The organism is Natronotalea proteinilytica (assembly GCF_055379935.1).
The window spans coordinates 1480663-1491825 of sequence record NZ_AP043947.1 but is presented as its reverse complement, the minus strand read 5'-3'; the positions used below and the strand labels follow the sequence as shown (position 1 = coordinate 1491825).

The following is an 11163-nucleotide window of genomic DNA, read 5'->3' as shown; positions in this document are numbered from 1 at the left end:
ACCTGTGACTTCCTTCCCCACCCTTGGCATTTTAGGCGGCGGACAGCTTGGCAAAATGATGGCCGCCGAGGCGGTGCGCCTTGGCATTGAGGTACGCCTGCTCTCTCCCAAGGAAGCCGGCCCCATGCAAGCGTACAGCAACACGCTCGTATCCGACTGGACCGACGCTGACGTGTTGCGCTCGTTCGCCACCGGATGCACCACCGTCACCGTAGAAAGCGAGTGGGCGCCCGCTGATGAATGTGCGCCCGTGTGTCCCGACGAAACCGCGCTGTGGCCGAGCCCTGAGACGCTTGGCTGGATTCGCCACAAAGGCGTTCAAAACGATCGGCTGTCGATGTATGACCTGCCGCAAGCCTCGTATGTACGGTGCCGCACAATTGAGGAGGCGCGTGCCGCGATGCAATCGTTAGGGCGTCCGCTGGTGATGAAGAAGTATGAGGGATCGTACGATGGCTATGGGAACCGCACGGTATCGAGCACCCGCGAGCTGGAAGCCGGGTGGCGTGCGTTAGCCGGAGACGATGGCGTGCTGGTTGAGAAGCACGTCGACTTTGTACGCGAGTTGGCCGTGCAAATTGCCCGGCGTCCGGGTGGTGAGTCGGTGGTCTATCCGGTGGTAGCGACCGAACAACATGACCACCGCTGTCACGCGGTGATGGCTCCGGCTCCCGTTGCCCCAGAGATCGCGACGCGCGCCCAAACCGTTGCACGCAAGGCGGTTGAGGCGTTCAAGGGGGTGGGCCTGATGGCTGTTGAGTTGTTTGAAACGCGCGAGGGCGAGATCCTCATCAACGAGATTGCCCCGCGCCCCCACAACACCGGCCACTACACCATCGAAGGCTGCGTCACGAGTCAGTTCGAGAACCACGTGCGCGCGGTGCTCGACCTGCCGCTGGGCTCCACCGAGTTGGTCGCCCCGCATGCGGTGATGGTAAACGTGCTGGGGCAGCGCGAGGGCACCCCGCCGCAGTCCGACGGCTGGCAGCAGGCGTTGGACGTGGAGGGCGCGCACATCCACGTGTACGGCAAACCCGAAGTGCGTCCCAACCGCAAGATGGGCCACGTAACTGTCCTCGCCGACACCCCCGAGGCGGCCCGCACCCGCGCTGAAGAAGCCGCCGCTCACATTACGCTTTGAGTATGTGTCCTCGTCGCGATGTACAACCGGCATGACCTTCGGCCCCTCTGCGTCCGACCAAGCAACTCGGGGGATGGTTTGAGAACGCTGAAGCATCCAATCAAGTGTGGCATAACCCTCCAAACATCCACCCCTCCACCCTTACCTACCTCCATACACCCATATGCCCAACAGCCAACCCGAATCTCCCCTCATCGGCATCGCCATGGGAAGCGAATCGGACCTGCCCGTGATGCGCGATGCCGCCGCTATCCTGCATGAGTTTGAAGTGCCGTACGAGATGCGTGTGCTCTCTGCGCATCGCACACCGGCCGTGATGCAGCAATACGCCGAAACTGCTGCCGAGCGCGGGCTCAAGGTAATCATTGCCGGAGCCGGAGGCGCCGCGCATCTGCCCGGCATGATTGCAGCCAGCACACCCCTTCCGGTCCTGGGCGTGCCCGTCAAAACCAGCACGCTCAACGGCATGGACTCGCTCCTTTCCGTGGTGCAGATGCCCGGCGGGGTTCCGGTCGGCACACTCGCCATCAACGGCGCCAAAAACGCCGCCCTGCTCGCCCTGCAAATCCTGGGCACCCACGATGCGGACCTTCAGGCGGCGGTGCGCGCGTATAAGTCCGAACTCATTGAGACGGTAGAGGGCATGGATACCCGCGTGCAGGCATTCGACCCCACTGATACGACGGATTAATCCCTGGCGGTGTAATGGAACGTGATTGCAACAGCCCCAGCGCCTTTACACAGCATTTCCATGCAATGATTGGGTGGATATGCATAGCGCTCCTCTGTACCGCCACCCAGCCGGCCCTCATTCTGGCACAGTCTGCCCACACATCAGCCCACAGCCCGCCCGAGTTTACGCTTGATGCGCCCACCGACGCCGACCTCGACGCCCTGTCGGCCCCCGCCCCCGGCGGTCCGGCCCCTGTCGCGTTGGCCCGCTCCGTTTCCGAATCCCTGCACACACTGATGCACTGGGCACCCTACAATGCCACCCACCAGAAAGGCCGTGTACGGATAACCAGCCGGGGGGCCACGACACTTAATCTCGGGTTCCGTCCGTTTGATTTGCCCGAAGGCGCCCGCCTCACCGTCAGCCGTCCCGATGGCACCCAGCAGCGCGGACCGTACCGGGCCGATCAGGCCGGATCCGCCCTGTTCACCCCGATGATTGAAGGCGAAACCGCGCTCGTCACGATCCTGCTGCCGCACGCAGTGGATCCGGCTGCCTTGCAGATGCGACTCGTGCATGTGGGGCATGGCGAGCCATCCGAGCAGCCCGCTGCCGACCCACTCCGCCCCCAGGCTTCAGGATCCTGCAACGTTGATGTGGCGTGCCCCGAGGCCGATGATTGGAGCGATCCGGTGCGGGCCGTGGGGCGCATCACGTTTGTGCGCAACGGTCAGCAGTTGGCCTGTAGCGGCGCCCTCATTGCCACCACCGAGGGCCCCACCTCACCCTACGTACTGACGGCCCAACATTGCATCGACACCCCCGATGTGGCCGAAACCGCTGTGTTCTACTGGAACTATGAGCACCCCAGCTGCCGTCCACCCGGTAGCTCCGAGAGCGGCAGCACTTCCAGCGCCGACCCGTTCGACCAAACCTCTACGGGCGCACAGCTGCGTGCAAGCGTAGGCGGCCCCATGATCAGCGACGGCCCCGACATCACCCTGCTGGAGGTGCAGGAATCCCTCTCTCCGGCATTCGACCTGTTCTACACCGGCTGGACCCGCGCCGACACCGCCCCCGATGCCTCCACGACAATTCACCATCCGGGCGGATACGCCAAGCGAATCTCGTTCGACTTCGACCCGCCCACCATCACCGGATATGCGGAATTCAACTCCGGCGACACCCATCTGCGTGTGAGCGACTGGGATGTGGGCACCACCGAACCTGGCTCGTCTGGAGGCCCGCTGCTGGATCCTGAACAACGCATCGCAGGCGTGCTGTCGGGGGGATTCGCGGCGTGTGGCGTCAACGAACCGGACTGGTACGGGCGCCTGGCCGTGGCGTGGGAGGGCTCCACTTCGAACGAGCGGCTGCGCGACTGGCTCGACCCTGCTTCCACCGACGCTGAAACTGCCGACGGCCATCCACAGGGCGGACACATCGATCCGCCTCCTGGAATCGACGCGCTCACCCTGGCCACCACCGACGACCGGTCGGCGACCCTTTCGTGGACCGTTCCCGACTACACCTCCACCGATAATCCGCTGCAAGCGTACCGCGTACGGGTGGATACCGCACCCATCGAAACAGAGACCGACTTCGAGGCTGCGCGTCCGGTGCCTGCTCCGCCACCGCTAGACCCCGGCGACCCCCAATCGGTGACCGTGGAGGGGCTCTGGCCCGACTCGTCGTATGCGGTGGCCGTGCAGACCCAGAACGAAGCCGGACGCTCCACCATCACGTCGCTTGATGCGCCCGTCGAGCTGGAAGACCGCATCCCCCCCGCACCGATTGCTGACTTCAGCGTCGACTCGGCCACCTCCGACGCCGTAACGCTTACGTGGACCGCCACCGGGGCCGTGGCCGACCGCGGTCAGGCCGAACGCTACGAACTGCGCTACGCCGCAACCGCCCTGAGCTCCGCCGACGATTTTGCCACTGCAACGCCCGTCTCCACCGCCCTGCCACCGCCTGAACCTGCCGGCACCACCGAGTCGATCACGGTGCACGACCTGCCTGCAGACACGCCGACGTACTTCGGACTGATTGCCGTTGATGCTGCGGGCAATCGGTCGAAGGTCGCCACAACCACAGACCCGGTGGCGCTCATTGATCAGGCCCGCGAAATTACAGGACCCATTCCAAATCCCGTACGCAGCAGTTCGCAGATCGAAGTCGTGGTCGATACACCGCAAACGCTCCGCATCCGCCTGTACGACACCCTGGGGCGCGCGGTAGGCCGCACCGTGGATGCCAACGTGCAGGCCTTTCAACCCGAGCGTATTGATTTGCCAACCAGCGATCTGGCCTCCGGTACCTACTTTGCCCGCATATCCGGAGACACGTTCACCACCACCCGTCGCGTCGTTGTGGTGCGCTGAAGAGCAGTGCGTTAAATTGTAATCCGGTGGTGTTTTGTCAAACCTGAATCTTAGAGTAGGGCATGATTTGCCAACACGCATAGTCATCCCGGCCAAGGCGCCCCAGCGCCGCAGAGCCGGGATCTCCCCTGGCAACATAGCCGAATCGTTGGCCTCATACGACTCAAACATTGATCTCTGACAGAGAAGTAGTGTTGTGTCAAAGGTCAAAGTTTAGTAGCGCATGTGCACCCTAATGTATTGAGAACAACTCATAACCTTGTCATTGCGAACGCAGCGACGCAATCTCATTGCTGTCAGACCGGATGTAGCCGCCCAATCAACGGCATGAGATCGCCACGTCGGTCGCAAGCTCCCTCCTCGCGATGACAATTTTGGACCATAACATTCAGATATGACAGAGAAGGAGTGTATAAACGCTAAATGATGAGGTGATTAGACACCGCAGTTTTGTCTTGTTCGACCCCCTCTCCCTTATTCCGTCCGCCCAAACGTAATCCTTTGCTGAAACCTTGCAAGGCAGGTCAACCCTGGGCGGGGGCTTGTCGTTATGCACCTCAAATGAACTCCTCTCCTAACCTGCCCCGTGCCGTGTCTGCTGACCTTCCGCCCGATCCCGAGGCGTTTTCCGAACGCAAACAGCTGATTCACGCCGCCATTGCGGTCTACATGGACGACCCGGCATCGCTCACCCCGGCGGCCATCTGCGAGCAGGCCGGCACCGATCGGCTGACGTTCGTCTCCTACTTCGACGAGCCCGAAGACGCGCTACCTGCGTTCTACACGCTGGTGTTCGACCAGTATCACCTGTTGCGCATGGCGACGGACGGATACGAGCACTTTTCGTTTGAAGAGCGCCTGGCCACCTTCCTCTACATCCTTCTCGACGCACTGGATGAAGAGCGCGAATTCGTGAAAGCCACCTTCCACAGCGACATCCGGCGCAGTGCCTCGTTTCGCGATCAGGTACAGGGGGAGATGCAGCGGCTCCTCACGGAAGACACGGTGCCCTCCACCAACCAGTGGGTGACCGGACGATGGACCGTCTCTCGCATCGCTACCGAGGCGGTGCTACGCATCATACGCTTCTGGCTCCACGACACCAGCGACGACCGCGCCGCCACCACCGCGCTCATCGACAAACTTGTTGCATTCACCGCTGAACTGGTTACTTTTCGCGGCGTGCAACGCGGCACGGATCTGCTCTGGTACCTCACCAAAGTGGATGCGCTCGGCCTGAAGCGCGTGCCCCTCATCGGACGATTTTTTGAGTGAGCGAGCACGGCCTGTCGTCTCCCATCGGCTGTTTCCACTTGACCTATGTATTGCTATGGCCTCCGATTCTGAGCAAGATTTTCCAGCCTCTAAGTTCGACCGCAGCAAGATCTTTGCGAAAACGGGGTTGAAGGTCGGCGCCAACTATGCGCGCTATCTGAAAGACCGCGTGACCAACCGCAACGGCGATAAAGCGGCTCAGAAAGAAGCGCTGAACACCCAGAACGCGAAAGACATCTACGAAGAGCTCACCAAGCTGCGCGGCACCGCCCTGAAGCTCGCCCAGTCCATGAGCATGGACACCGGGGTGTTGCCCGATGAGTTTATGGATGTGATGGCCCAGGCCCAGTACAAGGTACCGCCCATGAACCGGGCCCTGGTGCGCAAACGCATCCGCGACGGACTGGGCGCCTTTCCCGAGCAGCTCTTCGATCGATTCGAAGGGGAGGCCCTCGCTGCTGCTTCCATCGGACAGGTGCACCGGGCGTATCTTGACGATGGCCGCAAGGTGGCGGTCAAAGTGCAATATCCCAACATCCGCAACACGATTGAGTCGGACCTGGTGGTTGCCCGGCGGCTCTTCGGGCGCCTTGTAAGCGGTCCGTACCTCGATGAGTACTTCGAGGAAATCCGCTCTATGCTTATGCTGGAAACGGATTACGAGAACGAGGCCGAGAACATCGACTTCTTTGCGGATCAGTACGACCACGAGGGCATCGTGACGCCCCACGCCGTGCATGAGTACACAAGCGCCAGCGTCCTGACGATGACGTTTGTGGAGGGCGTGCACATGGAGGAGTACCTGGCGCAGAACCCTTCGCAAGAACAGCGCAATCACTTCGGACAGCTATTGTGGGATTTCCTGCACGAGCAAATTGCTGCCAACCACTGCACGCTCCACGCCGATGCCCACCCGGGCAACTTCTTGTTTCGCGAAGACGGACGCCTTGGGGTGATTGATTTTGGCTGCGTGAAACGCTTTCCGCAAGCCTTTCGCAACGACATGATCCGCCTGTGGAATGCACGCATCAACGACGAGCAGTCCGAGATCGACGCGATGCTGCACAAGCTCGACATCCTGCACGATGAAATGAATGCCGCCACCCGCGAGCGGGTCGAACAGTTCTTTGAACGCTTTGGACAACTGATTGTGCGCCCGTACCGCGCAGACACGTTTGACTTTGGCGATGACGCCTTCTACGACGAACTCAAGGCGTGCTTTAAAGAAGGCTCCCAGCTCCGCGAGACATCGGGCTCGCACCACTTCATCTTTATCAACAAAGTGCTGGTGGGCCTCTTCAGTCTGCTAGCCCAACTCGAACCCACCATCGACACCCGCAAAAGCCGCAGCTTGCTGCATGACAGCGTGGCGGCGTTGTCATAAGCGGTTTGTCATCGAGGTGTTCGGGGCGATTGCGCATCGGCTTGCATGTATTCGATGTGAAGCATATCATGTAGATGGATGCATGTTGCATGCGTCATCAGCACGCCTGAATTGCTCTGCATCGCATAACGTGCTATGCCTACTCTGTTGACATAGCACCGGGCCTTCTTTGCCTATCGAATTGATCCACCAGTGTGTTACGCGGATTTATGGATGCGTGCTATGTCACGTGTGTTGATATAAGTATAGGTTAGGCTCCATCAGTCACGGAGGGAGTGAATGGAAATCAAGTGTATTGCGGGTTTTGCGTCAATTACCAAAGATCCCGCGGCAAGTGCGTCCCTGTATCAGGATGCACTAGGTCTACCGCTGGAGAAGATGGACGATTATCGTTTTATGGATAAATTCCCCGGAGCGAATCATTTCGGGGTATGGCCCCTCTCTATGGCAGCCCAGTCTTGTTTTGGCCAAGAGGAATGGCCGGACCATGTTCCTGAGCCGACAGCTACAATTGAATTTGAGTTGGCGGATGCGGCTGCTGTGGAGGCGGCAGTACAAGAAATGAAGGAAAGGGGTCAGGAGTTCGTTCATGAAACCCGGACTGAACCCTGGGGGCAGACAGTCGCAAGGTTTATTAGCCCCGAGGGAGTGTTGGTTGGTCTGAGTTATGCGCCATGGCTTCATGAATAAGAGCCTAACCATAGCGTCAACGCGTTGTTACTTGTCATAGTTACTACAACAGACAGCGCGCGCTGCTATGCCACAAGTTGACATAGGCCAAGCCCGTCGTCGGTTCGACGAACTTCTCGAACGCGCCTTTCACGGAGAGGACGTTCTGATTACGAAAGACAACCGCCCGTTTGTGCGGCTCACCGCTCCACCCTCGCTGGAGAGGAAACGCAAGCGCCAGTTCGGAAGCGTCGAAGGTGAGATCTGGATGAGCGAGGACTTCGATGAGCCGCTTGACGAGTTTCGGGAGTACAGGTAATGCAGTTACTTCTCGACACACACAGTTTTCTCTGGTTCGCAGGTGGAAACGACCGACTCAGTCAAAAAGCGAGAGAGGTGATCGAAGATACAAGCAATGCCGCCTACTTGAGCGCTGCGCGCCTTTGGGAAATGGCCATTAAGATCAACATCGGAAAACTGGAGCTGCCAAAGCCACTTGGCGGACTCGTTTCAGAGCAGATGCGCGAAAACGAGTTTGAGATGTTGCGTTCAGAAGTGAAGCACTTCGATACCTACACAGACCTTCCGCTTCATCACCGCGACCCATTCGACCGTATGAGCATCGCGCAGGCGCAGGTAGAAGCCCTGTCGGTCGTGAGCAAGGATGAGGCGTTCGCGAACTACGACATTGACCTTCTGTGGTAGGACCAAGAGCTCGCCTTGGTGCTATTCGTTAAGTAGTATTGTATCACAGGTCAATGTTCGGGTAACGCATGTGCGCCTAACGTACTGAGAACAACTCACCCCCTTGTCATTGCAAGCGGAGCGAAGCAATCTCATTGCTGTCAGGCCGGGTGCAGCCGCCCAATCAACGGCATGAGATCGCACCCCAGGAGTACTCGTTCGCTAGCGCTCACAGCGCCGCGTCAGTCGCAGGGCTCCCTCCTCGCGATGACAATTTCGGACCCTAACAATCAGGTGTGCCAGGGCATTAGGCTGGGCAGATCGTATCAAACTCTACGTCCCAACTTCCTCAAAAAACTGTCCCTGACCAGCAAGGAAGGCCTGCGCCCAGTGTGGAGGGGCGCGTAACGTCACAGCGTGCTGTGGTACGTGCTGTGACGCCTCCACGGCCCGTCTGGTGCGCGTGGGGACTTCCCCGTGGACGTGGCCCCTGATAGCCCCCCGAGCGCTGAGATGCTTCACTGACCGCCTCCCTTACACATCTACCTCAACCGGATCGGGGTGTACCTCGGCCAGGTAGCCGCGCTTGATCACCAGTTGGCCTTTGCCGCCCCGGTTCGTGACATCGTACTTCGTGGTGCGCACAATCTCCTCGCGCCCGTTGTTGGTCTGCACCACAAGCCCCTCGCGCGCCTTGTCGGATACGGCCATACCAATCACGCGGTCGTCATCGGCCACGCGAATGCCAATCACCCCTTTCGCCGGTCCCTTGTAGACCGAAACCTGCTCCACGGGAAATACAAGTACGCGTCCGTTGTGGGTGGCCACACAGGCGTGCTCATGCCCGCGGACCAGATGCGTACGCACCACCTCATCGCCCTCATCCAGTCGCATAAACATGCGTCCGCTACGGGTGGACGGATCGGTGAAGCCTTCGATCGTGAAGCGCGTGGCTTGCCCGCTCTTTGAGAGCGCCACCACGTACGGCGGATGCCACTCATGATCCTCCTCGGTTTGACCGTTCTCATCGAACAGCTTTTTCTGCTCTTCCTGCTCGGGAATCCCCGACGGCAGCGCGCGCTCATCGAACGTCACAACGCCCACAACGCGCTCGCCATCATCAAACGAGAACAGCTTTTGCACCGGGTCGCCGTAGCCGGTGGTGCTTGGAATATCGTTGATGCGAATGGTGTAGCAGGTGCCATAGTTGGTAAAGAACCCAACCGTGGCCCGTGTAGAGCCGCCCAGCACCCAGCCCACGTCATCGCCATCGCGCACGCGGATCGATTCGATATCGGTGTAGGAGCCCTGGCGCTTCACCCAGCCGTCGCGCGTCACAATCACATACGCATCCATCTCCATGATGTAATCGGCCTCGGTGTACTCAATGGCCGCATCGGGACCGGTGATTTTGGTGCGACGCTCGTCGGCGTAATCGTCGCGAATAGCCTGCAGTTCTTTGCGAACGACCTCCCAGCGGGCGGATGAATCATCCATCAGATCGCGAATCTCGGCAGCACGGGTTCGCTTGGCAGCAAGCTCGGTCTGGATGGCATCGATTTCCATTTGCGAGAGGCGGTACAGCTTGGTATCGAGCACGGCATCGGCCTGCTCGGCATCCAGATCAAAGTACTGCATGAGACGCTCCTGCGCATCTTTCTTGTTGGTGGAGGCGCGGATCTGGTCGATCGCCGCATCCAGGTCATCGAAGATCACCTCAAAGCCTTCGAGCAGATGGATACGCTGCTCCAGCTTGTCGAGCTCGTGCGCAAGGCGCCGCTCCACCACCTCCATCCGGAAATCAAGGAAGTGGCGCAAGATCGTTTTCAGATTGACCCGCTCGGGCGTGCCCACATCGGCGCGCTCGGTCGGCACCAGACACGTCATGTTGACGTGGAAGCGATGCTGCAGCTTTGTGTGCTTGAAGAGATACGCCATCGCAGCTTCGGCATCGGCGCCGCGCTTCAGCTCAAGCACAATGCGCACATCGTCGGTCGATTCGTCGCGCACGTTCGACAGCTGCGGCACGTTTTCGTCCGCGATGTGGTCGGCAATCGACTCTACGATGCTGCTCTTATCCACGCCGTACGGCACCGACTCGATGATCGCCCGCGTCTTGCCTTTCATGCGGTAACTGCCCCGCATGTCGATGGTGCCCTTGCCGGTGGTGTAGATCTCCTGTAGCTCCTCTTCGGTATTGAGGATGCACCCTCCGGTGGGAAAGTCAGGCGCCTTCACGTGTTGCCAGAGCGCGCTACCATCGGCCTCAGGCGCATCAATCAGATGCAAGCACGCATCCACCACCTCCCCCAGGTTGTGGGGCGGAATGTTGGTGGCCATGCCCACCGCAATGCCGCTGGCACCATTCACCAGCATGTTAGGCACCCGCGCGGGCAGCACAACGGGCTCGGTGAGGGTCCCATCGAAGTTGTCGCGGTACTCCACCGTATCGCGGCGCAACTCGGTGAGCAGCTCCATCGCCAGCGGCTGCAGCTTGGCCTCGGTGTACCGCATGGCTGCTGGATTATCGCCATCGAGCGAGCCAAAGTTACCGTGGCCATCCACCAGCGGGGCCCGCAACGAAAAGTCCTGCGCCATACGCACCATCGCATCGTAGATGGCGGTGTCGCCGTGGGGATGGTACTTTCCCATCGTCTCCCCCACAATGGTCGCGCTTTTGCGATGGCGTCCATCGGGGTAGAGATTCAGATTGGTAAACATCGCATACAGGATGCGGCGCTGCACTGGCTTCAGTCCGTCTCGGATATCGGGCAGTGCACGGCTGGTAATCACCGAAAGGGCGTAGTTGAGATACCGCTTGCGGGCGGTTTCATGCAGGGAGATGGATTCGGTCTGGGGCATAAACGGCGGAACAGATTCAGCTACAACGGAGGAAACGAGTGCACGTCCCTCTCAACGAATGGTGATGCAGGCAGTTGCATGAAGCAGCGCA

9 protein-coding genes are annotated in these 11163 nt (G+C 59.9%); 8 read left to right on the top strand and 1 reads right to left on the bottom strand.

What is annotated here, in order from left to right; genetic code table 11:
• The first annotated feature begins 4 nt into the window (after positions 1-4).
• The 8 genes from ACZ5AL_RS06125 to ACZ5AL_RS06090 all read left to right on the top strand — a co-directional run bounded on the left by ACZ5AL_RS06125 (position 5) and on the right by ACZ5AL_RS06090 (position 8231).
• On the top strand, positions 5-1141 hold the full coding sequence (locus tag ACZ5AL_RS06125; protein WP_464512873.1) for a 5-(carboxyamino)imidazole ribonucleotide synthase: 1137 nt from the start codon (positions 5-7) through the stop codon (positions 1139-1141).
• A 163-nt stretch (positions 1142-1304) separates the two neighbouring features.
• Positions 1305-1832, top strand: coding sequence for a 5-(carboxyamino)imidazole ribonucleotide mutase (gene purE / locus ACZ5AL_RS06120; protein ID WP_464512872.1), 528 nt, complete (start codon positions 1305-1307; stop codon positions 1830-1832).
• A gap of 14 nt (positions 1833-1846) precedes the next feature.
• The gene (locus ACZ5AL_RS06115; RefSeq protein ID WP_464512870.1) at positions 1847-4198 is read left to right on the top strand and encodes a fibronectin type III domain-containing protein; all 2352 of its coding nucleotides are present in this window, start codon (positions 1847-1849) and stop codon (positions 4196-4198) included.
• A 561-nt stretch (positions 4199-4759) separates the two neighbouring features.
• Entirely contained in the window at positions 4760-5473 is a 714-nt protein-coding gene (locus tag ACZ5AL_RS06110) for a hypothetical protein (protein WP_464512869.1), read from the top strand.
• Between the two features lie 55 nt (positions 5474-5528).
• A complete protein-coding gene (locus ACZ5AL_RS06105) occupies positions 5529-6857 on the top strand; it encodes an ABC1 kinase family protein (protein ID WP_464512868.1) in 1329 nt (442 codons plus the stop codon).
• A gap of 279 nt (positions 6858-7136) precedes the next feature.
• On the top strand, positions 7137-7547 hold the full coding sequence (locus ACZ5AL_RS06100; RefSeq protein ID WP_464512866.1) for a VOC family protein: 411 nt from the start codon (positions 7137-7139) through the stop codon (positions 7545-7547).
• Positions 7548-7614: 67 nt separating this feature from the next.
• Positions 7615-7845 (top strand): type II toxin-antitoxin system Phd/YefM family antitoxin, encoded by a 231-nt coding sequence (locus ACZ5AL_RS06095; RefSeq protein WP_464512865.1) that lies wholly within the window; start codon positions 7615-7617, stop codon positions 7843-7845.
• Positions 7845-8231: a type II toxin-antitoxin system VapC family toxin gene (locus ACZ5AL_RS06090; protein WP_464512863.1), complete on the top strand. Its 387-nt coding sequence runs from the start codon at positions 7845-7847 to the stop codon at positions 8229-8231. Before ACZ5AL_RS06095 ends, ACZ5AL_RS06090 begins: the two co-directional genes overlap by 1 nt.
• A 513-nt stretch (positions 8232-8744) precedes the next feature.
• Here the strand turns inward: ACZ5AL_RS06090 and ACZ5AL_RS06085 are convergent.
• Positions 8745-11072: a DNA gyrase/topoisomerase IV subunit A gene (locus ACZ5AL_RS06085; RefSeq protein WP_464512862.1), complete on the bottom strand. Its 2328-nt coding sequence runs from the start codon at positions 11070-11072 to the stop codon at positions 8745-8747.
• Between the last annotated feature and the right edge of the window lie 91 nt (positions 11073-11163).

Bases quoted from the DNA above. Each gene is read 5' to 3' on its own strand.
- purE (WP_464512872.1), top strand. From the start codon at position 1,305: ATGCCCAACAGCCAACCCGAATCTCCCCTCATCGGCATCGCCATGGGA.
- ACZ5AL_RS06115 (WP_464512870.1), top strand. From the start codon at position 1,847: ATGGAACGTGATTGCAACAGCCCCAGCGCCTTTACACAGCATTTCCAT.
- ACZ5AL_RS06110 (WP_464512869.1), top strand. From the start codon at position 4,760: ATGAACTCCTCTCCTAACCTGCCCCGTGCCGTGTCTGCTGACCTTCCG.
- ACZ5AL_RS06105 (WP_464512868.1), top strand. From the start codon at position 5,529: ATGGCCTCCGATTCTGAGCAAGATTTTCCAGCCTCTAAGTTCGACCGC.
- ACZ5AL_RS06100 (WP_464512866.1), top strand. From the start codon at position 7,137: ATGGAAATCAAGTGTATTGCGGGTTTTGCGTCAATTACCAAAGATCCC.
- ACZ5AL_RS06095 (WP_464512865.1), top strand. From the start codon at position 7,615: ATGCCACAAGTTGACATAGGCCAAGCCCGTCGTCGGTTCGACGAACTT.
- ACZ5AL_RS06090 (WP_464512863.1), top strand. From the start codon at position 7,845: ATGCAGTTACTTCTCGACACACACAGTTTTCTCTGGTTCGCAGGTGGA.
- ACZ5AL_RS06085 (WP_464512862.1), bottom strand. From the start codon at position 11,072: ATGCCCCAGACCGAATCCATCTCCCTGCATGAAACCGCCCGCAAGCGG.